At 74.5% G+C, this 22,311-nt stretch carries 19 protein-coding genes; 8 read left to right on the forward strand and 11 right to left on the reverse strand.

Features of this window, described 5'->3' with window-relative positions:
* The first annotated feature begins 187 nt into the window (after window positions 1-187).
* Both ACFVXH_RS10240 and ACFVXH_RS10245 read left to right on the forward strand, forming a co-directional pair.
* The gene (locus tag ACFVXH_RS10240) at window positions 188-517 is read left to right on the forward strand and encodes an STAS domain-containing protein (RefSeq protein ID WP_049651796.1); all 330 of its coding nucleotides are present in this window, start codon (window positions 188-190) and stop codon (window positions 515-517) included.
* 247 nt (window positions 518-764) lie between these two features.
* Window positions 765-3,038, forward strand: coding sequence for an ATP-binding protein (locus ACFVXH_RS10245; protein ID WP_387822034.1), 2,274 nt, complete (start codon window positions 765-767; stop codon window positions 3,036-3,038).
* A gap of 4 nt (window positions 3,039-3,042) precedes the next feature.
* Here the strand turns inward: ACFVXH_RS10245 and nucS are convergent, their stop codons facing one another.
* Entirely contained in the window at window positions 3,043-3,702 is a 660-nt protein-coding gene (gene nucS / locus ACFVXH_RS10250) for an endonuclease NucS (protein ID WP_049655746.1), read from the reverse strand.
* Between the two features lie 480 nt (window positions 3,703-4,182).
* On the opposite strand from nucS, the gene ACFVXH_RS10255 reads away from it, so the two are divergent.
* Window positions 4,183-4,575, forward strand: coding sequence for an SCO5389 family protein (locus ACFVXH_RS10255; RefSeq protein WP_030282024.1), 393 nt, complete (start codon window positions 4,183-4,185; stop codon window positions 4,573-4,575).
* Between the two features lie 89 nt (window positions 4,576-4,664).
* Here ACFVXH_RS10255 and ACFVXH_RS10260 read toward each other — a convergent pair whose 3' ends face one another.
* A complete protein-coding gene (locus ACFVXH_RS10260; protein WP_387822188.1) occupies window positions 4,665-5,813 on the reverse strand; it encodes an LLM class flavin-dependent oxidoreductase in 1,149 nt (382 codons plus the stop codon).
* A gap of 390 nt (window positions 5,814-6,203) precedes the next feature.
* On the opposite strand from ACFVXH_RS10260, the gene ACFVXH_RS10265 reads away from it, so the two are divergent.
* Complete coding sequence (locus tag ACFVXH_RS10265; RefSeq protein WP_049655743.1) at window positions 6,204-6,527, forward strand: hypothetical protein; 324 nt, start codon at window positions 6,204-6,206, stop codon at window positions 6,525-6,527.
* Between the two features lie 20 nt (window positions 6,528-6,547).
* Here ACFVXH_RS10265 and ACFVXH_RS10270 read toward each other — a convergent pair whose 3' ends face one another.
* Together ACFVXH_RS10270 and ACFVXH_RS10275 are read right to left on the reverse strand one after the other, a co-directional pair.
* Window positions 6,548-7,315: an ABC transporter permease subunit gene (locus ACFVXH_RS10270; protein WP_387822039.1), complete on the reverse strand. Its 768-nt coding sequence runs from the start codon at window positions 7,313-7,315 to the stop codon at window positions 6,548-6,550.
* A 1-nt stretch (window position 7,316) separates the two neighbouring features.
* Window positions 7,317-8,321, reverse strand: a complete 1,005-nt coding sequence (locus ACFVXH_RS10275) for an ABC transporter ATP-binding protein (RefSeq protein ID WP_387822042.1) — start codon at window positions 8,319-8,321, stop codon at window positions 7,317-7,319.
* A 93-nt stretch (window positions 8,322-8,414) separates the two neighbouring features.
* Between ACFVXH_RS10275 and ACFVXH_RS10280 the strand changes: the two genes are divergently transcribed.
* Both ACFVXH_RS10280 and ACFVXH_RS10285 read left to right on the forward strand, forming a co-directional pair.
* Complete coding sequence (locus tag ACFVXH_RS10280) at window positions 8,415-9,212, forward strand: alpha/beta fold hydrolase (RefSeq protein WP_117489550.1); 798 nt, start codon at window positions 8,415-8,417, stop codon at window positions 9,210-9,212.
* Window positions 9,209-9,529, forward strand: coding sequence for a hypothetical protein (locus ACFVXH_RS10285; RefSeq protein ID WP_049655736.1), 321 nt, complete (start codon window positions 9,209-9,211; stop codon window positions 9,527-9,529). Before ACFVXH_RS10280 ends, ACFVXH_RS10285 begins: the two co-directional genes overlap by 4 nt.
* A gap of 102 nt (window positions 9,530-9,631) precedes the next feature.
* Here the strand turns inward: ACFVXH_RS10285 and ACFVXH_RS10290 are convergent, their stop codons facing one another.
* From ACFVXH_RS10290 to mce, 3 genes are all read right to left on the reverse strand, one after another.
* A complete protein-coding gene (locus ACFVXH_RS10290) occupies window positions 9,632-10,561 on the reverse strand; it encodes a cellulose-binding protein (RefSeq protein WP_049655735.1) in 930 nt (309 codons plus the stop codon).
* Window positions 10,562-10,678: 117 nt separating this feature from the next.
* Complete coding sequence (locus ACFVXH_RS10295) at window positions 10,679-15,712, reverse strand: hypothetical protein (RefSeq protein WP_387822047.1); 5,034 nt, start codon at window positions 15,710-15,712, stop codon at window positions 10,679-10,681.
* A gap of 565 nt (window positions 15,713-16,277) precedes the next feature.
* Window positions 16,278-16,718 carry a methylmalonyl-CoA epimerase gene (gene mce, locus ACFVXH_RS10300; RefSeq protein WP_049651447.1) on the reverse strand — a complete coding sequence of 147 codons (441 nt, stop codon included), beginning with the start codon at window positions 16,716-16,718 and terminating at the stop codon, window positions 16,278-16,280.
* Window positions 16,719-16,999: 281 nt separating this feature from the next.
* Here mce and ACFVXH_RS10305 point away from each other — a divergent pair, with 281 nt between their 5' ends.
* The gene (locus ACFVXH_RS10305; RefSeq protein WP_074001457.1) at window positions 17,000-18,193 is read left to right on the forward strand and encodes an acetyl-CoA C-acetyltransferase; all 1,194 of its coding nucleotides are present in this window, start codon (window positions 17,000-17,002) and stop codon (window positions 18,191-18,193) included.
* 82 nt (window positions 18,194-18,275) lie between these two features.
* Window positions 18,276-19,232, forward strand: a complete 957-nt coding sequence (meaB, locus tag ACFVXH_RS10310; protein ID WP_380671624.1) for a methylmalonyl Co-A mutase-associated GTPase MeaB — start codon at window positions 18,276-18,278, stop codon at window positions 19,230-19,232.
* Window positions 19,233-19,314: 82 nt separating this feature from the next.
* Here the strand turns inward: meaB and ACFVXH_RS10315 are convergent, their stop codons facing one another.
* The 4 genes from ACFVXH_RS10315 to ACFVXH_RS10330 all read right to left on the reverse strand — a co-directional run bounded on the left by ACFVXH_RS10315 (window position 19,315) and on the right by ACFVXH_RS10330 (window position 22,232).
* The gene (locus tag ACFVXH_RS10315) at window positions 19,315-19,830 is read right to left on the reverse strand and encodes a MarR family winged helix-turn-helix transcriptional regulator (protein WP_049651450.1); all 516 of its coding nucleotides are present in this window, start codon (window positions 19,828-19,830) and stop codon (window positions 19,315-19,317) included.
* Window positions 19,831-19,870: 40 nt separating this feature from the next.
* On the reverse strand, window positions 19,871-20,680 hold the full coding sequence (locus ACFVXH_RS10320) for an AIM24 family protein (RefSeq protein WP_074001575.1): 810 nt from the start codon (window positions 20,678-20,680) through the stop codon (window positions 19,871-19,873).
* A gap of 263 nt (window positions 20,681-20,943) precedes the next feature.
* A complete protein-coding gene (locus ACFVXH_RS10325) occupies window positions 20,944-21,594 on the reverse strand; it encodes an AIM24 family protein (protein WP_049651451.1) in 651 nt (216 codons plus the stop codon).
* A complete protein-coding gene (locus ACFVXH_RS10330; RefSeq protein ID WP_074001459.1) occupies window positions 21,594-22,232 on the reverse strand; it encodes an AIM24 family protein in 639 nt (212 codons plus the stop codon). The genes ACFVXH_RS10325 and ACFVXH_RS10330 overlap by 1 nt, the downstream gene beginning before the upstream one ends.
* Between the last annotated feature and the right edge of the window lie 79 nt (window positions 22,233-22,311).

Here is a 22,311-nt window from a genome sequence, read left to right on the forward strand (position 1 = left end):
GTTGCTTCAGATCTGGCCGGAACCAGCAACCTGCGGAGCCGGTTCACCGTCAGATGAGGGAACCCGGCATTCCGCCCGGGGCCGGGTGAGGGGCTGCGGCCCGCCCGGACGAACCCCCCGCTCCCGTACCCGGCACGGCCGGGGCGGACCCGCCCCGCACCAGGCCGTCCAGGCGAAGGAGGAGAGCATGCGCATCACCGGCGACCACACGGCGCTGGCCATCGAAGGCCGCCTCGACGTGCGCACCGCCGCCGACGCGCGGGTCCGGTTGCACCAGGCCGTGGACGGCGGCCTCGGCGACCTCGTGCTCGACCTCGCCCGGCTGGAGTTCTGGGACGCCACCGGGCTCGGCGTGATCATGGGCACCCACCGGCGGGCCGGCCGGATCGGCCGCCGCCTGGTGCTGCGCTCCGTCCCGGCCCAGCTCCAGCGGCTGCTGGTGGCCACCAAGCTGCACCGCATCCTGGCCGTCGACGGCGCCGCGGGCGTCGCCGAGGCGCACGGGGTCGCGCTCTAGACCCGGTTGCTCCGCGCGCCGGACCGCACGCCCGCGTACGTCTGACCCCGCCCGCGCAACGCCCCTGGTCAGCGCCGCCGACCGGTCGTCAGCCACGGACCGCTCTGCACGGTCGGGGCCGGATGTGCAAGAGTCTGCCCGTCAGAAGACGGCCGCCGGGGCTGCCTCCAGCCCGGCCGCGGCCGCGAGCGGGACGTCAGCCGGGCGGCGCGGGGCGCCGACGGCCGAGCACGATGCGGAGCAGAACGTGTCACAGCCATCCGGTGAGTTCCGGCAGGAGGCCGTCCGCACCCGTGGCGGTGAACTGGTCTCCGGCGGCCTGCTGGTGGGCGTCGGCGCACCGGAAGGCTCCGAGGCCAGGACCTGTCCCGAGGAGTGGCGTCCGCGTCCGCGCCGGACCGGACGCAGCGAGCCCGCCCGCGGCCCGGTCGGCGGCGTCGGCCGCGCGGTCGGCCCGCTCGCGCTCGGCGCCGGGCCCGCCGACCTGCCGATGCTGGACCGCGAGGTCGACGTCGTCGAACTGCTCGGCCTGCTCTCCGAGGGCCGCTCGATACGCCTGGTCGGCCAGGCCGGCTCGGGCCGCAGCGCGCTGCTGTCGGCCGTCGCCGAGGCCGCCGCCGACCTCGCCCCCGGTGGAGTCGTGCAGCTCTGCGGCCACCGCCGGACCCTTCCCGACCTGCTCCAGGACCTCTTCGCGGCCACCCACCACGCCCCCGGCTACCGCCCCGACCCCGGGCAGCTGGCCGCCCACCTCGCCGAGGTCGGCGCGATCGTGGTGATCGACTCCGCCGAACCCGCGGGCGCCGACCTGGAGCAGCTGCTCGCCGCCGCCCCCGGCTGCGCCTTCCTGATCTCCGCCGCCCCGGACGGCCCGCCGCTGCCGGCCGGCTCCCGGCTCCAGGACCACCTGGTGGCCGGGCTCTCCCGCTCCGCCTGCCTCGCCCTCACCGCCCGGCTGGCCGGGCGGCCGCTGGACGTCGACGAGAAGGCCTGGGCGGTGGACCTCTGGTTCGAGTCCGAGGGCCTGCCGCTGCGCTTCGTCCAGGCCGCCGCCCTGCTGCGCCAGCGGGACGTCGCGGTGGACGCGCTGGTCGCCGCCGAGGACGACCGGATGGACGTCTTCGGGGCCGTCGAGGGGCCCGTCCACGACCCGGACCCGGCGATCCGGGAGGACGCGCTGCGCCGCACCGTCCCGCTGCCCTCGGTGGCGGAGACCGCCTCGCCCGCGGTGCGGCTCGCCGAGGGGCTGAGCGAGCCCGCGCAGGCCGTGCTGCGGCTCGCCGTCGCGCTCGGCGGCGAGTGCCCCACCGCGCCGCACCTGCCAGCGCTGATCGACGTCGGGCAGGGCGAGGCCGCGCTCGCCGAACTCGCCGACGCCGGACTGGCGGTGTCCATCGGCGGGCACCACCGGCTGACCGCCGGCGCGCAGGACCTGCTCGCCCCGCACTGGCCGGCCCGCGGCTGCGTCGACGGCGCCGCCCAGCACTTCGCCTGGTGGGTCGGGCACAGCTCGGTGACGCTGGAGCAGATCGCCGCCGAGGCCGAGGTGATGATCGGGGTGCTGCTCGCCGACCGCACCGCCGGGCGGCACGACGCGGTGGTCCGGCTCGCCCGTGCGGCGGCGCCCGCGCTGGCGCTGTCGCTGCGCTGGGGCGCCTGGGAGCGGGTGCTCCAGCTCGGTCTGGAGGCGGCCCGCCAGACCGGTTCGGCGGTCGACCAGGCCTGGTTCCACCACGAGGCGGGCGTGCACGCGATCTGCCTCCAGCAGCCCTCCCGGGCCATCGCCGAACTGGAGACCGCGCTCACCCTGCGGGCCGCCGCGGGCGACCAGCGCGGGGTGGCCGCCGTCGGCCGGATGCTCGACCTGCTGCGCGCCGAGGGCCGGCAGCTGCCGGCCGCCGCGCCCGCCGTGGCGGGGCCCGGCCGCGCCCCGGTGATCCGCAAGATCGCGGCCCGGGTGCCGGCCCGCCTGAAGTCCAGCCGGCGGCGGCGGGCGGCCGTGGTCTCCACGGCGGTGCTGACCCTGGGGGTGCTCGGCACGGCGGTGGCGATGAGCTTCAGCGGGCCGGACGAGGTCAAGGGGAAGGACCCGTACAGCGGCCGGATGGACGGCGGCGGCGACACCCAGGAGGCGCCGTTCCCGCAGCCCTCCGGCAGCACCGGGCCGGGGACGGCCGGTGCCGGGCCGGGCAGCCCGGCGGGGCAGGGGAGCGGCCCGCAGCCGTCCACGAGCGGCAGCGCCTCGCACGCGTCGAGTGCCTCGCCGACCAGGAGGCCGAGCTCCTCGCCGGGGGCGGGCGAGTCGCAGGCCCCGCAGCAGTCGCAGCCGCCCGCACCGGGCCAGTCGCAGCCGCCGGTCCAGCCGCCGGGTCAGTCGCCGCCGCCCCAGCAGACGGGGCAGCCCTCGCAGCCGCCGACGACGGGCCACAGCTCGTCGGCCTCGGCGTCCACCACGAGCTCGCCGTCGGCCACGTCCGGGTCGCCGACGACCCCGAGCGGGACGGCGAGCGCGACGCCGTGAGCGGTCAGAACAGCTTGAGCTTGTCGTCGTCGATGCCGCGCAGCTCGTCGTAGTCCAGCACCACGCAGCCGATGCCGCGGTCGGTGGCCAGCACGCGGGCCTGCGGCTTGATCTCCTGCGCGGCGAAGACGCCCTTGACCGGGGCCAGCAGCGGGTCCCGGTTGAGGAGTTCGAGGTAGCGGGTGAGCTGTTCGACACCGTCGATCTCGCCGCGGCGCTTGATCTCGACGGCCACCGTGGAGCCGTCGGCGTCGCGGCAGAGGATGTCGACCGGGCCGATCGCCGTGGGGTACTCGCGGCGGATCAGCGACCAGCCGGCACCGAGCACCTCCATCCGGTCCGCGAGCAGCTCCTGGAGGTGTGCCTCCACGCCGTCCTTGATCAGGCCCGGGTCGACCCCGAGCTCGTGGGACGAGTCGTGCAGCACCTCCTCCAGCGTGATGATGAGCTTCTCGCCGGCCTTGTTCTCCACCGTCCAGACCCCGTCGGCCTCCTTGAGGACGCACGGCGGGGACATCCAGTTGAGCGGCTTGTAGGCGCGGTCGTCGGCGTGGATGCTGACGCTGCCGTCGGCCTTGACCAGGATCAGCCTGGTGGCGGAGGGCAGATGGGCGGAGAGCCGACCGGCATAGTCGACTGAGCAGCGGGCAATTACGAGACGCACGGTCGACCACGCTAGCCCACCGGGGCCAGTTGATGCGATTCCGCGACGGCTGGGTGAAGAAAGCGCGAACCCGGCCAACATTGAGGTCCTGCGGTCCGGCTACCGCCCGTCGAGGCCTGGCGCCCCCACCCTCGGGTCGCTACGGTGTGTGACGACACGCTCGCGGGATCGCTGTCAACGGGGATGGAGACTTCAGATGAACGATCCGACGGGATCCGGCCAATCTGGTGCACCGCACTGTGTTTCCGAAGCAATCCACAGGAATGACGGGCCCGCCGCTCCGTTGACTGCCACGCTGTTGTGAGCGCGTTCGGTGTCCGGGACGTCACGTCCCGTGGCGCCGCCGCCGTCGCGAAGGCGCCGGAAACCCCTGTCCCTCGGTGTTCCGGACGCCCCATGCGAAACCACCACCCTCACTGTGAGCTTGACCTACGCACGACCACCCGGGCGCCGCGCGGGTGGACCGCGAGAGGAGAATCCATGTCGCTCGACGTCTCACCGGCCCTGCTGGAGAAGGCCGAGCGGGGCGAGGTCGACGAGCGGGAATTCGTCGACTGCGTCCGCGTCTCGCTGCCGTACGCCTGGGACCTGATCAGCTCGCTGGTCGCCCAGGCGAAGGTCGACGGCACCGACTTCGCCGACAACCAGGTGCCACCGCCCAGCGAGCAGGCCCGTGGCCAGCTGCTGCGCGCCCTTGCCAGCGACGCCATCCGGGGCGCCCTGCAGCGCCACTTCGGGGTCCGGCTGGCGTTCCAGAACTGTCACCGGGTCGCGGTGTTCCTGCCGTCGGAGGCCAACGCGGCGCGGTACGACCGCTTCACCTCGGTCCGGGAGCAGCTGCTCAACCAGTCCGAGGAGCTGCGGGACTGCTGATCGCCTTCCCGCGGTGCCGCGGCGCCGGCCGCCCCGTTCCCCGGTGCGGGGGGAGGGGCGGCGGCCCGGGCCCGTGACCCGTACGGGGCTCAGCCCAGTTGCGGCAGCACCTCGGAGCCGAGCCGGGCGATGTTGTGCAGGGTCGTCTCCTCGTCGCCGCTGCCCTCGGCGAGCAGGGCGAAGCGCCGGATGCCGGTGCGTTCGGCGGTGGCCAGCAGCCGGTCGGCGCACTGCCGCGGGGTGCCCACCGCGTGCAGGTCGCAGAGCAGCTCGGTGTACTGGCGCGGGTCGCGCATCCTGCGCTCGCGGCCGTCCACGGTGCGGTGGGCGCCGAGCCCGTACTCGAACCAGCCGGGCATCGCGTTCAGCAGCGTGGACCGGGCCGCCGCGACGCGGTCGTCGACCTGGGCCACCCCGGCCGCGACGTGCCGGCGGCCGATCCGGCGCAGCTGCTCCTCGGACCGCCCGGCGGCCAGCCAGGCGGACCGGTACAGCTCCAGCATCCGCAGCTTGTCGTCGTCCCCGGAGTGCATGCCGAGCAGCATCGGCAGGCCGCGCTCGGCGGCCATCCGCACCCCGCCCGGCGAGGTGCAGGCGACCACCACGGGCGGGCCTGACACCGGGCGCCCGGAGGCGGTGAGCTCCTCGCCGAGGCCCCCGTCGTCCCGGCGCTGGCGCGGGAAGCGCACCGGGCCGGACCGCTGGCCCAGGCCGAGCCAGCTGCTCAGGCCGGGCCGCCGCACCGGCTCGGTGGCCCGCGGCACCACCGCGACCTCGGGGAAGGCGAACTGCGGGCCGTCCGCGCCCACCCGGGAGCCGCGCAGCCAGCGCAGCAGCAGGTCCAGCCGCTCCGGGAAGCCGTTCTCGAAGGCGTCCACGCCGCCGCCGAACACGTCCAGGTCGATCCACGGGCCGCCGCGGCCCACCCCGAGCGTGAACCGTCCGCCGGAGGTGAGGTGCAGCAGCGCGGCCTGCTCGCCGAGCCCCACCGGGTGGCGGGTGGAGAGCACGCTGACCGCCGTGCCGACGCCGATCCGGCGGGTGCGGCCGAGCAGCAGCCCGGCCAGCGTGGCGGCGTCCGGGCACACCCCGTACGGCACGAAGTGGTGCTCGGCCAGCCAGACGCTGTCCAGGCCCGCGCGTTCGGCCTCGACGGCGGAGTGGACGGTGCGCTCCAGCGCCTCGCCGTGGCTCTGCCCGGGGAACTGCGCGGACAGCAGGAACAGGCCGACCCGCACCGGACCGGTGGCCGGCGGCAGCGCGCCGGCCCACTGGGTGGCCGGCAGCGGCTCGCCCGCGACGGCCGTCACCGGGGGGACGGAGGTCAGCGTCGGGCCGGGGGCGGGTGACCGGACCCCGACGGGCCGGCCGCTCTCGGCTCGGGCGCTGGTCTTGCTCATCGTGGGGCCTCCTCGGGTGCGCGCAGGGTCTGCGGGCCCCGCCTTCTCCCCCTGTGGGTATCGGATGTCATGTGCCAATGGCACGCCGAACCCCGAATTTCCCCGATGATCGGGTGGATCTCGGCAAAAACGCCGAAGTGCCGGACGGAGCCGTGGTAGTGGCCGTACGGGGCCCCGGGCGGCCGTAGGCTGGAACGACCCAGAGGCCAGCAGGAGAGGGAGTCCGCCGTGTCGCCGCGCCGCAACCGGATCAAGAGCGCCGCCCCCCACGAGAGCGCAGAACCGGCCGCCCCGCTCGGCGGTTCGCTGCGCCGCACCGAGAGCTACCAGGGCGACGACTGGGTGGTCCAGACGGTCGCCGGGACGGCCGGACGGTTCTACCGCTGCCCGGGCTGCGACCAGGAGATCCCGCCGGGGACGGGCCACGTGGTGGCCTGGCCGATGCACGGCGCGGGCGTGGACGACCGGCGGCACTGGCACCGCGCCTGCTGGGGAGCGCGGGAGCGCCGGGCCTCCAACCTGCTGCGGGGCCGCGGCGCTCCGCGGTACTGACGGCCGGGCCGCCGGGACGGCTACGCGTCGCGCTTCTTGAGCACCAGCGCGCCGCCGACCAGCGCGGCCGCCGTCCAGGCGAGGCAGATCAGGAAGCCGGTCCACGGCCCGTACGGCTGGCCGTGCTGCTCGTACACCAGCAGCATCCGGGAGCCCGCGTAGTCGGGGAAGTAGTGGGCCAGGGTCTTGACCTTCGGCACCGCCGAGAGGATCGGCGAGAGCAGGAAGAAGAACGGCACCAGCACGCCGAGCGCGAGCGTCTGGTTGTGCAGCATCGTGGTGACGCCCGCCGAGAACAGGCAGAGCAGCGTCAGGTACAGCGCCGCCCCGAACACCGCCCGCAGCACGTTCGGTTCGCCGATCGTGGTGGAGTGCGTGCCGAGCAGCGCCTGGCCGGCGAAGAAGGTGGCGAAGGCCGTCACCAGCGAGACCGCGAGGGCCAGCGCGCCGAGCACCACGGCCTTGCCGGTGAGCAGGGTGCCGCGCTGCGGGACGGCGGCCAGGGTGACCCGGACCATGCCGCTGCTGTACTCGTTGCCGATCGCCAGCACCCCGAAGACGATGATCGCCAGCTCGCCGAGCATGATGCCGGAGAAGGACGTCCCGGTGGCGTCGAACGGGGACTGGTCGCCGCGGCGGAACTCGGTGAAGTTGTTGTTGGTGAGCAGGGACAGCAGCGCGCCGATGCCGACCGTGACGACGAAGGTCAGCGCGAGCGTCCAGACCGTCGAGCGGACGCTGCGGATCTTCGTCCACTCGGAGCGCAGGACCGCCGGGAAGGACGCCATCTCAGTTCTCCTCCTGCCGTGCCGTGGTGTTCTGCGGGGTGCCGTCCGCCTTCCAGCCGGCGCCCCACTCGGTGGGCGCGCCGGCCGCGTCCAGGCCCGGGCCGTCGCCCGCGTGGTACTCCACCGAGTCGGCCGTCATCTGCATGAAGGCCTCTTCCAGCGAGGCCTGCTGCGGGCTGAGCTCGTGCAGCACCACGCCCTGGCCGGCGAACAGCTCGCCGAGCCGGGCGATGTCCCCGTCGACCACCTCGTAGGAGCCGTCCGGACCGGGTTCGTGCCGCAGGCCGGCCCGGGCCAGCACGTCGAGCAGCCGCTCGGGCTCCGGGCCGCGCAGCCGTACGGCGGAGCGGGAGTTGCGCCGGATGAACTCCGGCATCGGCAGGTCGGCGAGCAGCCGGCCCCGGCCGATGACCACCAGGTGGTCGGCGGTGACGGCCATCTCGCTCATCAGGTGGGAGGAGACGAAGACCGTCCGGCCCTCGCCGGCGAGGCGCTTCATCAGGTTGCGGATCCAGAGGATGCCCTCCGGGTCCAGGCCGTTGACCGGCTCGTCGAACATGACGATCTCCGGGTCGCCGAGCAGCGCGGAGGCGATGCCCAGGCGCTGGCCCATGCCGAGCGAGAAGCCGCGGGCCCGCTTGCGGGCCACCGGGGTGAGGCCGACCAGGGCGAGCACCTCGTCCACCCGGCGCTCGGGGATGCGGTTGCTCTGGGCGAGCCAGAGCAGGTGGTCGCGGGCGGTGCGGCCGGGGTGGACGGCCTTGGCCTCCAGCAGTGCGCCGATGTACTTGAGCGGCTCGCTGAGCTGGCCGTAGCGCTTGCCGTCGATGGTGACCCGGCCGGAGGTCGGGCGGTCGAGGTCGAGGATCATGCGCATGGTGGTGGACTTGCCGGCGCCGTTGGGGCCGAGGAAGCCGGTCACCACGCCCTGGGGGACCTGGAAGCTGAGGCGGTCCACCGCGAGGGTCTTGCCGTAACGTTTTGTCAGGTCGTGCAACTCGATCATTCGCGCTCCCTCAGGTCTTTGCCAGGCTAGGACAAAGGGGGTATCGCGGCCCGCTGAGTGGGCCCGCCGGGCGTGCCGGAATAGGTTGGACGCATGACCCAGCTCCCCTCCGCAGTGTCGGTCCGCGAGAGCGGTACCGGAACACCACTCCTGCTGCTGCACGCCTTTCCTCTGAACGCCTCGATGTGGTCGTCCCAGCTGGACGCGCTGCCCGGCCTGACCGGGGACGAAGCGCGGGTGCTCGCCCCCGACCAGCGGGGGTTCGGCGGCACCGGGCTGGGCGACGACGAGCCCTCGCTGGACCTGGTCGCGGACGACCTCGCGCTGCTGCTGGACGCCGCCGGAATCGAACGCGCGGTGGTCGCCGGGCTCTCCATGGGCGGCTACGCGGCGCTGGCCCTGGCCCGCCGCCACCCCGACCGGCTGGCCGGCCTGCTGCTCGCCAACACCCGGGCCACCGCCGACACCGACGCGGTCCGGGCCAACCGGGAGCGGATGGCCGCCGCCGTCACCGCGCGGGACAGCGTGCGGCTGCTGCTGGACGAGCGGGTCGCGGCCGGGCAGCTCGGGCCGGACTCGCAGCACCTGGTGGAGCGGGTGGAGGCGATGGTCGCCGCCGCGTCGCCGGCCTCCGTCGCCTGGGCCCAGCGGGCCATGGCGGCCCGCCCGGACTCCCTGGACGTGCTGGCCGGCCTGCCGGTGCCGGTCGCGGTCGTGGCGGGCGCCGAGGACGCCCTGGTGGCGCCGGAGGAGGCCGAGGCGATGCTGCGGGCCCGGCCGGACGCCGAGCTGACCGTCCTGCCCCGGGTGGGCCACCTGAGCGCCCTGGAGGCGCCGGAGGCCTTCGACGCCGTCGTGCGCGCCCTGCTCGCCCGGGTGGCCGCCGGATGAGCCAGGAGAGCCAGGACGCGGCGGCCTGGGACTTCTCGGCGCTGGAGGTGAGCGGCCGGATGCCGGTGACCAACCGGGGCGAGGGGCTGGTCGAGCTGACCCTGGAACCGCTCGGCGAGGACTACTGGATGCGCCCGGGGGAGACCTTCATCGTCACCTCGTACGGCGACTACGGGCCCGGGCACCCCTTCGAGGTGCAGTACTGGCCGGACTCGGTGTCGGTCTGGTGCACCTCCTGGTTCGGCACCGTCTCGGACGACGAGGGCAACCAGCTCAGCAGCGGGTACCAGCGGCCGGACGGCGCCTACCCCCGCTAGGGACCCTTCGTCAAGCCGCGCCGGAGGCGATGGCGGCGCGACAAGCCGACAGGCCCTCACCCGGGCGGGTGAGGGCCTGCGGTGCGGCTCGGCCGGTGTGCGTCAGCGCGACTGCTGGGCGGGCACGCCCAGGGTGTCGTCGGTCGGCAGCGAGGCGGCGGCCACGGCCGCGCCGGTCAGCGTCGCCAGCATCTCGCGGACGTTGGTCAGCTGGGCGTTGATGCTGTCGCGGCGGTTGGTGAGCGCCGCCAGCTCGCGCTCGGATTCGCTGCGGATGCGGTCGGCCTTGGCGTTGGCGTCGGCCACGATGTCCTCGGACTGGCGCTGGGCCGTCTCGACGGTCTGGCGGGCGCGGCGCTCGGCGTCGGTACGCAGCTTCTCGGCCTCCAGGCGCAGCTGCTCGGCCCGGTGCTCGATCTCGGCCAGGCGCTTCTCGGCCTTGGCCTGACGGGCGGCCAGGTCGCGCTCGGACTGCTCGCGGCGCTTGGCCAGGTTGGTCTCGAACTCCAGCGCGGCCTGGGCGGCCTTGGTGCGGGTGTCCTCGAAGAGGGCGTCCGCCTCCTCGCGCTTGTTCTGGGCGTCCTTGTTGGCCTCGGCGCGCAGCTGGGCGGCGTCGCTCTTGGACTTGTCGACGATCCGCAGCCCCTCGTCCTCCGCCTTGGCCTTGCGGTCCTTGGCGTAGTTCTCGGCCTCGGTGCGGACCTGCTGGGCGGCGGCCTCGGCGAGCTCGCGGTGCTGCTCGGCGGCGCGGTGCGCCTCGTCGCGCAGGTCCTTGGCCTCCTCCTCGGCGAGTCGCAGGATCTTCTCGACCCGGGCGCCGAGACCGGCGTAGGAGGGCTCCGCCTCGGTGACCGCCGCCTGGGCGGACTGGGTCTCGAGGTGAAGCTCCTCGATGCGCTTCTCCAGCGCGCTGATCCGGGTCAGGGCACTGTCACGGTCGGCCACCAGCTTGGTGATCCGCTCGTCGACCTGGGCGCGCTCGTACCCACGGCGCACCAGGTCGAAGCCGTGAGGGGAGTGACTGTCGCTCATGGGGTTCTGGGCTTCCTGTCGTCAAACCGCTGAGGTGGTTGAGGGAATCCTGACACGGTACCGGAGTGTCGACGGCGTTATGCCGTTCTCTCACGGACAATGACCGCCAATGTCCGCTCAATCGGGTGGTGAGCTCTTGGAGCGATTGCCACCCGACCGGGGGGAGCCAACTCCGGCACCGGCCTTGGCGCCCCCGTCCTTCTTGGTGCTGCTTCCCCCGTTGGCCTGGGCGACCGGTGACGGCGCCTCGAACGCCTCCAGGGCGGACAGCACGTCCTGGACCCTGGAGATCTCGGTGTTGATGTCCTTGCGGCGGCGCACCAGTTCGTCCAGCTCGCGCCGGCCCTCGTCGGTGACCCGCTTCGCCTCGGCCTTCGCCTCGGCGAGCAGCCGCTCGGCCTCCGCCTTCGCCAGCTCGACCTGCTCGTCCGCGGACTCGTCGGCGTCCCGCAGCCGCTTCTCCGCCTCGGTGGAGGCCCGGTCCAGCCGCTCCTCGGCCTCCGCCTCGGACGACCGGAGCTTGGCCTCGGCCTTCTCGATGAGCGCCTCGGCGCGGTCGGTGGAGTTGGCGAGCTTGGTCTCCGCCTCCTTGAGCAGGCCCTCGGCCTTGCGGACGGCGGACAGCCGGACCTTGCTGGCCTCCGCGGAGGCCTCCGAGGTCAGCTCGGCCGCGCGGTCCTCGGCCGCCGCGACCAGGGCCGCCGCGCGGTCCTCGGCCTCGGCGACGGTGGCCACCGCCTGCTCCTCGGCCTCGGTCAGCTGCTCCTGGGCGGCCGTCACCAGCGCGTCCACCCGCTCGCCGGCCGACTTCATGGCCGCCGCGTTCTCCTTGCGGGCGCGCTCGTGCAGGGCCTCGACCTCGGCGTCGGTGCGCTCGCGCAGCTCCTCGGCGCGCTCGCGGATCGCGGTCGCGTCCCGGCGGGCCTCGGCGAGCAGGGTGTCCGCGTCGGAGCGGCCCTTCTCGACCTCGGCCTGACCGGCCGCCTCGCCGGCGGCGACCAGCCGGTCGGCCTCCTTGCGGGCGGCCGCGACCATGGCGTCCGCCTGCTCCTCGGCGGCGGCGGTGGTCGCCAGCGCGGTGGTCTGGGCGTCCTCGCCGAGCGCCTCGGCGTCCGCGAAGGCCTTCTCCAGGACGGACTTGGCGTGCTCGCGGGTGGCCTTGTCGAACTGCTCGGCGGCCTCCCGGGTCTCCGCGTCGTAGGCGTCGGCGCGGGAGTGGGTGGCGGAGTCGTAGTCGTCGGCCAGGGTGCGGGTGGCGAGGGCGTACTCGTCGGCCTCGGCGCGCAGGGCCGCGGACAGCTCCTCGGCGTCGGCGATGCTCCGGGCGCCCTGGGCCTCGGCCTCGGCCACCGTACGGGCGGCCTGCGCCTCCGCGTCGGCGCGCAGCTGCTCGGCGGCCTCCTGGGCGGCCCGCAGCTCGGCCTCGGCCTCCGCGCGCAGCTGCCCGTCGTAGGCCCGGGCCTCGGCGCGCTGCCGGCCGATCTCGTCCTCGACGGCCTCCCGCTCGGCGGCCAGCTCCAGCTCGGTCTGCTCGCGCAGGGCGGTGGTCTCGGCCTCGGTGCGGGCCCGCAGGTCGGCGGTCTCGCGGTCGACGAGCTCGCGCTGCTCGGCGCTCTCCCGCTCGACCAGGCCGCGCAGCTCGGCGGCGTACGCGTCGGCGGACTCGCGCTGCTCGGTGCTCTCCCGCTCGGCCAGCTCCCGCTGCTCGGTGGTCTCGTACTCGGCGAGGGTGCGCAGCTCGGTGGCGTCCTGCTCGGCGGCCTCGCGGAGTTCGGTGACCTCCTGCTCGGCGGCGGCCCTGAGCGCGGCGATCTGCTCGGCGGCGGCCTCGTGCATGCCGGCCACCGACTGGCGGACCTCGGCGGCCTCGTCCTCGGCGGCGGCCACCAGCTCGGCGCCCTCGGCCTTGGCGGCGGCGATCAGCTCGGCGCGGTCGGCCCTGGCCTGCTCCAGCTCGGCACCGGCCTCGGCGCGGATGCCGTCGGCGGTGGCGCGGGCCTCGGACAGCTCGCGGCCGGCCTCGGCCCGGACGGTCGAGGCCTGCTCGTTGGCCAGGGCCAGTTCGGCGGCGGCCTTCTCGCGGGTGGCCTTGGCGTCCTTGGCGGCCTCGGCGCGGCGCTGCTCGGCGGTGGCCTCGGCGCGCTCCAGCACCTCGTCGGCGGCGGCGCGCTGCTCGGCGGTGTGGGCGTCGGCCTGCTCGCGGACCTCGGTGGCGTAGGCGTCGGCGGCGGTCTGCTGCTCGCCGGCGTACGTGTCGGCGGCCTCGCGGACCTCGACGCTGTGCTTCTCGGCGGCTTCGCGGACCTCGACGCTGTGCTTCTCGGCGGCTTCGCGGACCTCGACGTCGTACCGGTCGGCGGTCTCGCGGACCTCGGCGCCGTACCGGTCGGCCGCCTCGCGGACCTCGGCGGTCTCCGCCGCGGTCCGCTTGGTGAGGTCGGTGGCGTGCTGTTCGGCCTCGGTGCGGACCCGGTCGGCGTGGGCCTCGGCGGCCTCGCGCTGCTGGGTGGTCTCCTGCTGGGCCAGGGCCCGCAGCTCCCCGGCGGCCTGTTCGGCCTCGGCCCTGGTCTCCGCGGCGTAGGCGTCGGCCGCGGTGTGCTGCTCCGTGGCGTACGTGTCGGCGGCGGTGTGCTGCTCGGTGGCGTACGTGTCGGCCGCGGTGCGCTGCTCGTCGGCGTAGGCGTCTGCGGCTTCGCGGACCTCGGCGCCGTACTGGTCGGCGGTCTCGCGGACCTCGGTCGTCTCCGCCGCGGTGCGTTCGGTGAGGTCGCCGGCGTGCTGTTCGGCCTCGGTGCGGACCCGGTCGGCGTAGGCCTCGGCGGCCTCGCGCTGCCGGCTGGTCTCGCGCTGGGCGAGCGCCCGCAGCTCTCCGGCGGCCTGTTCGGCCTCGGCCCTGGTCTCCGCGGCGGCCTGTTCGGCCTGCTCGCGGGCGGCCTCGGCCGCGTCCAGGTGCTCGGAGGTCTCCTCGCGCTCGCGCCGCAGGCCGTCGGCGGCCTCCTCGCGTTCGCGCCGGCTCTCCTCGCGCAGCGCGTTCGCGGCCGCCTCGGCCTCGGCCCGGGCCCGGGCGGCCTCGGTGTCGGCCTCGGTGCGCACCCGCTCGGCGTCGGCCACCGCGGCGTCCCGGACGGCCTTCGCCTCGGCCTGTGCCTCGGTGGTCGTAGCCTCTGCCGCGGCGGTCGCCTCGGCGCGCACCCGCTGGTCGAACTCGGTTGCGTCGCGCCGGAGTTCGGCGGTCTCGCGCTCGGCGGCGGACCGGTTCTCGGCGGCCGCGGCCTTGGCGGCGGCGAGCGCGTCCTGGCCCTGCTGCTCGGCGGCCTCGGTGATCTTCCCGGCCTCGGCCCGGGCCCGGGTCAGGGTCTGCTCGGCCCGGCCCTGGGTCTCGGCGGCCTGCTCCTGGGCCTGCTCGCGCAGCCGCTCGATCTCCCCGGCGGCACCCGCGCGCAGCTCGTCCGCGTCGGCCTTGGCCTTGGTGAGCAGCTCCTCGGCGTTCTTCGCCGACTCCTCGATCTGGACCACGGCCTGGCGGCGGGCCTCGCCGCGCACCCGGTCGGCCTCGGCGGCGGCCTGGGCGCGCAGCTCCTCGGCCTCGGCCCGCAGCCGGGCCGCCTCGTCCTGCATCTGCTCGATCCGCTCGCGGATCGCGGCGGCGTCGTCCAGGGCGGCGTTCTGGGCCTGCTCGACGGCGGCCTGGGCCTGCTCGCGCAGGCGCTGCGCCTCGGCGGCGGCCTCGGCGCGGATCCGCTCGGCCTCGGCGGCGGCCTCGCCGCGCACCGTCTCGGCGTCCTGGTCGGCCCGGCCGAGGACCTCCTCGGCGGTCTTGGCGGCCTTGGCGAGGTGGACGGTGGCGTCCTTGGCGCCGGCCGCCCGGCCCGCCTCCTCGGCCTCGCCGCGCAGTCGCTGGGCGTCGGCCTCGGCGTGCGCGCGCAGCTCGGCGACGTCCCGCTCGGCCAGGGCGCGGAGTTCGGCGATCGCCGCCTCGGCCTCGGCCTTCAGTTCGGAGGCCACCGACTCGGCGGTGGCCCGCAGCCGCTCGCTCTCCTCGGCGGCGGCGGCCCGGGCGGCGTCGGCCTCGGCCTGCTTGGTGGCGGCCTCGGTGCGGACGCCCTCGGCCTCGGCACGGATCGCCGAGGCCTCCTTGGTGGCCTGGGCGACCATCCGGGCCACCTCGGCCCGGGCGGTCTGCGAGCGCTGCTCGTTGGCGGCCTCGCCGTCGGCGACCCGGCGCTCGGCGGCGGCCTCGGCGTCGGCCTGGAGCTGCTCGGCGGCCTGCTCGGCCTGGGCGCGCAGTTCGGTGGCCTCGTGGCGGGTGCGCTCCGCCTCGGCGATCGCCTCGGCGCGCAGCCGCTCTATCTCGGCCTTGGCGGCGGCGAGCTGCTGCTCGGCCCGGGCCTGCTCGTTGGCGGCCTGCGCCTTGAGCCGGCCGATCTCGGCCTGGGCGGCGACCAGCTGGCCCTCGGCGGCGGCGTGCGCGGCGGCCAGCTGCTGCTGGGCCTCGCCGCGGGCGGCGTCCACGTCGGCGGCGGCCTGGGCGCCGGCCTGCTGGGCCTGCTCGGAGGCGGCGCGCAGCAGGCGCTCGGCGTCGTTCTGGGCCCGCTGCAGAGCGGCCTCGGCGGCGGCCTGGGCCTCGCCGCGGGCGGCGTCCACGTCGGCGGCGGTCTGGGCGCGGGCGTGGTCGGAGAGGGCGACGGCCTCCGCACGGGCGGCGGCGACCATCCGCTCGGCCTCGGCGCGGGCGTCCTGGAGCAGCCGCTGGGCCTCCTGCTCGGAGCCGGCCCGGGTCTGCTCGGCCCAGCCGTTGACGTGCTGCTCGGCGGAGCGGCGCAGCTCGGCGAGCTCGTCCTCCAGCTGGCGGCGGCGGGCGGCGAGGTCGGCTTCCAGCCGGGCGGTGCGCTCGGCGGCCTCGGCCATGATCCGCTGGGTGGCGGCCTGGGAGTCGCGCAGCTGGCGCTCGGCGTCGGCGCGCAGCTGCTGGGCCTGCATCTCGGCGGTGCGGAGCATCTGCTCGGCCTGGCCGGAGACGGCGTCGAAGGCGCGCGGCTGGGCCAGCATCCGGCGGGACTCGTGCAGTTTCGCCCGCAGGACCTCCACCTGGTAGGCGAGGTCTTCGGCATGCTCGACTGCCTTGTCGCGCTCCTTCCGAGTCCGACCCATCTCGGCCTCGAACTGGGAGAGGTGATCGTCAGCCTCGTAGCGGTCGTTGCCCCGCACTCCGCGGTCCCATCCATCTCCTGGTCGCGTCCTCGACCCGGCCGGTTCCGGGCTCCGGTATCCCGGGCGCCGGTCCGACTGGTCCTTGCATCCGCAGCCGGTGGACGGTCCCCCGCCATGCCGGGGCCGCCCGCCGCGGTCGTCGGAATCCGGGGCGCGGGAGCGCGGGGGTGCCGCGTTCCCCCGTCCGAGTGGACTCCTGGGCGAACTCTTGCCTTGTGGAGAATGGTGACAGATCCGTCTTGCGACTGTTCAGCCGTGCCCGCGTAATGGACTCCCCTTGCGACGGGCCGACCGCCGGAGGGCGGACAGGCCTGTCTTCGGCCGTGCCCGTCGCCTCCGTCCCCCGGAGCCTTCGCGCACCTGGGCATTGTAGTGGGAGCGCACTGCGGGGGAATGGCCGCAGGGGTGTTTTCCGGCTCTTCCCGCCAGGTTACTGACGGGTCATGACCGACGGACCGTCGGCTGCCCCCGGGACGCCGCGCGCCCGGGGGCAGCCGGGAGGGGGTCAGTGCCCGTCGTGGCCCTGCTGCGCGGAGGTGACCAGCTCGGTCAGCACGCCGCCGCAGTCCTTGGGGTGCAGGAAGGTGATCCGCGAACCCATCGAGCCGATCCGCGGCTGGTCGTAGAGGACCCGGACGCCCTTGTCCCGGATGGCCTCGGAGTCGCCGTCCACGTCGGCGGTGCCGAAGGCGATGTGGTGCACGCCCTCGCCGTTCTTCTCCAGCCACTTGGCCACGGTGGAGTCGGGCCGGGTGGGCTCCAGCAGCTGGAGGTACGAGGCGCCGCCGTCGTCGGTGCCGTTGATCCGGAGCATGGCCTCGCGGACGCCCTGCTCCTCGTTGACCTCGGAGTGGAAGACCTCGAAACCGTAGGTGGCGCGGTAGAACTCGACCGTCTTGTCGAGGTCTCGGCAGGCGATGCCGATGTGGTCGATGCGGGTCAGCACGACGGCCTCCGGGAGGTGGGGAGAAGGTGGTGGGGCTAAAGGTGCACCCAGTGCAGCGCATGGCCCGCGACGGGCGCCAGTGCCGGGCGTGCGAGCCTGCTCACACGGCGGGCCGCCCGGCGGGCGGCCCGCCGGGCGGTTCACCCGGAGCGGGTCGGCACGGTGTTGACTGGATGGTGCCAGTGCGCTCGATCACACCGTCGCTCCGGTGACGGGCGGGTAACGGGTCAGTACATTGAGCGCATCCTCACCTGGCCACGACGTGCGAAGGGGCCCGTCCCATGACCAACACCACCTCTGTGATCGTTGCCGGTGCGCGGACCCCGATGGGTCGCCTGCTGGGTTCCCTCAAGGGCTTCTCCGGCGCCGACCTCGGCGCCGTCGCGATCAAGGCGGCCCTGGAGCGGGCCGGGATCACCGGCGAGCAGGTCCAGTACGTGATCATGGGCCAGGTGCTCCAGGCCGGCGCCGGCCAGATCCCGGCCCGCCAGGCCGCCGTCAAGGCCGGCATCCCGATGAACGTCCCGGCGCTGACCGTCAACAAGGTCTGCCTCTCCGGCCTCGACGCCATCGCGCTCGCCGACCAGCTGATCCGGGCCGGCGAGTTCGACATCGTGGTGGCCGGCGGCCAGGAGTCGATGACCAACGCCCCGCACCTGCTGCCGAAGTCCCGCGAGGGCTTCAAGTACGGCGCGATCGCGATGCTCGACGCGATGGCCCACGACGGCCTCACCGACGCCTACGAGAACATCCCGATGGGCGAGTCCACCGAGAAGCACAACACCCGCCTGGGCATCCCGCGCGAGGCGCAGGACGAGATCGCCGCCGCCTCCCACCAGCGGGCCGCCAAGGCGCAGGCCGACGGGGTCTTCGACGCCGAGATCGTCCCGGTCGCCATCCCGCAGCGCAAGGGCGAGCCGGTGCTGTTCAGCCAGGACGAGGGCATCCGCGCGGACACCACCGTCGAGGGCCTGGCCAAGCTGCGCCCGGCCTTCACCAAGGACGGCACGATCACCGCCGGCACCTCCTCGCAGATCTCCGACGGCGCCGCCGCCGTGGTCGTGATGAGCAAGGCCAAGGCCGAGGAGCTGGGCCTGACCTGGATCGCCGAGATCGGCGCGCACGGCAACGTGGCCGGCCCGGACAACTCGCTCCAGTCGCAGCCGTCCAACGCGATCAGGCACGCGCTGGCCAAGGAGGGCCTGGAGGTCGCCGACCTCGACCTGATCGAGATCAACGAGGCCTTCGCGGCCGTCGCCCACCAGTCCATGAAGGACCTGGGCGTCACCTCCGACATCGTCAACGTCAACGGCGGCGCCATCGCGCTCGGCCACCCGATCGGGATGTCCGGCGCCCGCGTGGTGCTGACCCTGGCGCTGGAGCTGCAGCGCCGCGGCGGCGGGGTGGGCGCGGCCGCGCTGTGCGGCGGCGGCGGCCAGGGCGACGCGCTGATCGTGCGCGTCCCGAAGGCCTGACCGGCTCCGACCCGACTTCGGGGCTGCGGACCGCCGGTGGCGGTCCGCAGCCCCTTCGGCATCCGCGCGCAAGGAGCTCCTGATGATCGATGTCGCCACGCTGGTCGAGCAGGCCCGGGAGGGCCGGCCGCGGGCGGTCGCCCGGCTGATCACGCTGGTCGAGAACGCCGCGCCGCAGCTGCGGGAGGCGATGGCCGCGCTCGCGCCGTACACCGGGCGGGCGTACACGGTGGGCCTGACCGGCTCGCCCGGGGTCGGCAAGTCGACCTCCACCTCGGCGCTGGTCTCCGCCTACCGGCGGCTCGGCAAGCGGGTCGGGGTGCTGGCCGTCGACCCGTCCTCGCCGTTCTCCGGCGGCGCGCTGCTGGGCGACCGGGTCCGGATGCAGGACCACGCGACCGACCCCGAGGTGTTCATCCGCTCGATGGCCACCCGCGGCCACCTCGGCGGGCTCTCCTGGGCGGCGCCGCAGGCGCTGCGGGTGCTGGACGCGGCCGGCTGCGAGGTGATCCTGGTGGAGACCGTCGGGGTGGGCCAGTCCGAGGTCGAGGTCGCCGCCCAGGCCGACACCACCGTGGTGCTGCTGGCCCCCGGGATGGGCGACGGCATCCAGGCCGCCAAGGCCGGGATCCTGGAGATCGGCGACGTCTTCGTGGTCAACAAGGCCGACCGGGACGGCGCCGACGCCACCGCGCGGGAGCTCAACCACATGCTGGGCCTCGGCGAGGCGCGGGAGGCGGGGGACTGGCGTCCGCCGATCGTCAAGACCGTCGCGGCCCGCGGCGAGGGCGTGGACGAGGTGGTCGAGGCGCTGGAGAAGCACCGCGCCTGGCTGGAGGAGCACGGCGAGCTCGCCGCGCGGCGCCGCCGCCGGGCCGCCGAGGAGATCGAGGCGATCGCGCTGGCCGAGCTGCGCGCCCGGATCGGCGACCTGCGCGGGGACCGGCACCTGGCCGTCCTCGCCGAACGCGTCGCCGAGGGCGCCCTGGACCCGTACGGCGCCGCCGACGAGCTCGTCGCCGGACTGACCCGCGGCTGACCCGGGCCGGGCGCGCGGGCCCGCGAACCGTTTCCGCCCCGCCGCGATCGGATCGCGGCGGGGCGGAGTGGTGCGTGGGGTGCTACGGCTTGCCGCGCAGGCCGCGGAGGTGTTCGGCGACGGGGGCGAGGGCCTGGTACATGTCGTCGAGCTGCTCCGGGGTGAAGCGGTCGATGAAGTGGGCCCGGACGCTGCGCACGTGGTCGGGGGCGACCCGCTGCATGGTCTCCCACCCGTGTTCGGTGAGGTGGGCGTAGAGGCCGCGGCGGTCGCCGGGGCACTCCTGGCGCAGCACCAGGCCGGCGTTCTCCATCCGGGTGATCTGGTGGGAGAGGCGGCTCTTCGACTGGAGGGTGGCGGTCGCGAGGTCGGTCATCCGCATCCGGCGGTCCGGGGCCTCGGAGAGCACGACCAGGATCTCGTAGTCGTTGATCGCGAGGTTGTGCGGCTGGAGTTCGCGGCTGAGCTGGTAGTCCAGCAGCTTGGCGACCTCCAGATGGGCGCGCCACATCCGCTGCTCCCTGGCGGTCAGCCAGGGAGTCTCCTCCTCGGGCTGCGACGGAGGGGTGTCCGCGGTCTCGATCGTGTGCGTATCCATGCCCTCTAGCATAGCCGATTTAGTTCAATCTTGTACAAGTTTACAGACCGAAACGTCGTCCGAGGTCGCCCAGGTTACCGAGCCCGGGGATGTTGGGGTTGCCGCCGCCGTGCCCGGCCGTGCCCGGCTGGGACGGCACGCCGCCCACCGGGACGCCCGCCTCGGCGTCGACCGCTCCGACCGACCGCTCCGCCATCAGCTTCTCGCTCGACTGCAGCAGCACCTGGCCGGCGCCGATGAACTCGAACTGGTGCTCCTCGCCGGAGGCCCCGCCGATGCCGGTCAGCCGGCGCAGGCCGCCGATCAGCCCGTGCATGTAGTCGTGGTCGTAGTGGTGGCACGGCGCCGGGCAGTCCGCCCAGCCGACCAGCGCCTGCGGGTCCACCCGGAGCGGCGGCTCGACGAAGTGCACCGGGCCGTTGGAGGCGGCGACGAAGCGGCCGGTGCCGATCAGGGTCAGGAAGCCCGGGATGATCGACTGCTTGAGCCGCAGCGTCGGGTCGAAGGCCAGCAGGTTGCCGGAGCGGACGGTCAGGTTGCCCTCGTCCAGGTCGTACGAGTTGAGGTCGAACGCCCGGTCGGCCAGCAGCAGTTTGCCGCGGCCCTCGGCGACCACCCAGTCCGCCGCGTGCATCGGCGAGTTGAAGTGCTGGCCGAGCACCCGGTCGACCGCCCCGGCGCCGACGCCCTTGAAGGTGATGTCGCCGTAGTAGGCGACCATCTTGCCCTTCTGGAGGAAGTAGGAGCCGTTCAGGTCGACCGAGAAGGCGTACGGGTTGACGTTGTCGCCGGCCGGCAGGCTGTGGGCGTCCCACACCACCGGCCCGGTGCCGCCGTGGCCGGTCGGCAGCGGGGCCAACGGGCCGCCGAACTGCTCCTGGGCGTACGGCTGTTGCTGGCCGTACGGCTGCTGGGGCGGCTGCTGGTACTGCTGCTGGGGCTGGTGGCCGGGCGGGGGCGGCGGGTAGCCCTGCGGCGGGGGCGGCGGGTACCCGCCGGGCTGCGGGTAGCCCGGCTGCGGGCCGTACCCCGGCGGGGGCGGCGGGGCCGCGAAGCCGGGCTGGGTCGGCTGGTTGTGCGGCGAACCGTACGGGGGCTGCGGCGGGTAGGACATCAGAGCTTCTCCTCGCTCGCCTGGACGTACACCGCGCCCTGCCCGGACAGTTCCAGCTGGAACGCCTCGCCCGAGCCGCGGCCGATCATGTCGCGCCAACCCAGCGCCGTGGAGAGCTTGTTGCGCACGTCGCCGCGGTGCGCCACGTACGCCTGCGGGTCGACGTGCACCGACTGGCCGGGGGTGATCGGCAGCTCGAAGACGCCGCCGTGGGCCATCACCGCGACCGAGCCCTGGCCCTCCAGCTTGGTGGTGAACAGGCCCTGCCCGGTGACCTGGCCGCGGACCATGCCCATCACCCCGCCCTGCGAGCCCATGAACATGGTGGACTGCCGCAGCGTGCCCTCGAAGGCGAGCAGCCGGTCCGCCTCGACGTACAGGGTGTCGCCGAACAGGTCGATCACGTGGACGTGGTGGCCGCCGTGGCCGAACATCACCCGGCCCTGGCCCTCGACGGTCATCAGCGGGGTGTCCTCGTTGGCCACCCGGCGGCCGATCATCGACATCACGCCGCCCTGCCCGCCGGTGATGTTCGGCGTGAAGCGGACGTCGCCGCTGTACGCGAGCATCGCGCCGCGCTGGCTGAACAGCCGCTGCCCGGGCACCACCTGGGCTTCGACCATCTTCCCGTTGATCTTCGTGAAGCCCATCAGACGTCGCCCCCGATGGTGGCCTTCTCGGAGGGCTGGACGTACACCAGGCCCTCGCCGGTGAACTCGATCTGGACGGCCTCGCCGCCGCCCTCGCCGATGATCGTGGTCCAGCCCGCGCCCGACTTCAGGCTGCGCTGCAGGGTGCCGGTGTGCGCCACGTACGCGCCCGGGTCCACCCGCAGCGGCATGCTCTTGTCGACCCGCAGGATGACGGCCGGGCCGTTGGAGGTGACGGCCGCCCAGCCGTGGCCCTCCACCTTGGTGGTGAACAGGCCGTTGCCCGAGGACATGCCGTTCAGCCCGGTGAAGCTGGTGCCGGTGTGCAGGGCGGACTCGGTGCAGAGGAGGTTGTCCGACTCGACGTACAGCGTCTCGCCGTTCAGCCGCACCAGGCTGATCTCGGTGGCCTTGTCGGCGAAGTAGCAGGTGCCCTGCCCCTTCACTTCCATGACCGTCATCTTCTCGCCGGTCAGCCGGCGGGTGACCATGCCGCGCAGGCCGTCCCCGCCGCCGGTCAACTTCTTGAAGGCCATCTGCCCGGTGTAGGCGACCATCGAGCCGTGTCGCGCCTTGACGGCGTCGCCGCCCAAGTCGACGGCGAGCACGCGCGATCCCTGGAGTCTGAACTGTGCCACGGCCGCAATCTAGCCGCTGTGGCCGTGGCGCGGGGAGGGTGCGTGGGCCGACTGGTACCGGTCTGGGACAAACGCGCCG

The organism is Kitasatospora sp. NPDC058184 (genome assembly GCF_042883725.1).
Classification (GTDB): domain Bacteria; phylum Actinomycetota; class Actinomycetes; order Streptomycetales; family Streptomycetaceae; genus Kitasatospora.

What these genes read in the sequence shown, in the direction of transcription:
- ACFVXH_RS10255 (WP_030282024.1), top strand. Translation starts at nt 4,183, where the DNA reads ATGTCGCTCGACGTCTCACCGGCCCTGCTGGAGAAGGCCGAGCGGGGC.
- ACFVXH_RS10240 (WP_049651796.1), top strand. Translation starts at nt 188, where the DNA reads ATGCGCATCACCGGCGACCACACGGCGCTGGCCATCGAAGGCCGCCTC.
- ACFVXH_RS10315 (WP_049651450.1), bottom strand. Translation starts at nt 19,830, where the DNA reads ATGGATACGCACACGATCGAGACCGCGGACACCCCTCCGTCGCAGCCC.
- meaB (WP_380671624.1), top strand. Translation starts at nt 18,276, where the DNA reads ATGATCGATGTCGCCACGCTGGTCGAGCAGGCCCGGGAGGGCCGGCCG.
- ACFVXH_RS10270 (WP_387822039.1), bottom strand. Translation starts at nt 7,315, where the DNA reads ATGGCGTCCTTCCCGGCGGTCCTGCGCTCCGAGTGGACGAAGATCCGC.
- ACFVXH_RS10285 (WP_049655736.1), top strand. Translation starts at nt 9,209, where the DNA reads ATGAGCCAGGAGAGCCAGGACGCGGCGGCCTGGGACTTCTCGGCGCTG.
- ACFVXH_RS10290 (WP_049655735.1), bottom strand. Translation starts at nt 10,561, where the DNA reads ATGAGCGACAGTCACTCCCCTCACGGCTTCGACCTGGTGCGCCGTGGG.
- ACFVXH_RS10305 (WP_074001457.1), top strand. Translation starts at nt 17,000, where the DNA reads ATGACCAACACCACCTCTGTGATCGTTGCCGGTGCGCGGACCCCGATG.
- ACFVXH_RS10275 (WP_387822042.1), bottom strand. Translation starts at nt 8,321, where the DNA reads ATGATCGAGTTGCACGACCTGACAAAACGTTACGGCAAGACCCTCGCG.
- ACFVXH_RS10325 (WP_049651451.1), bottom strand. Translation starts at nt 21,594, where the DNA reads ATGGGCTTCACGAAGATCAACGGGAAGATGGTCGAAGCCCAGGTGGTG.
- ACFVXH_RS10280 (WP_117489550.1), top strand. Translation starts at nt 8,415, where the DNA reads ATGACCCAGCTCCCCTCCGCAGTGTCGGTCCGCGAGAGCGGTACCGGA.
- ACFVXH_RS10295 (WP_387822047.1), bottom strand. Translation starts at nt 15,712, where the DNA reads ATGGGTCGGACTCGGAAGGAGCGCGACAAGGCAGTCGAGCATGCCGAA.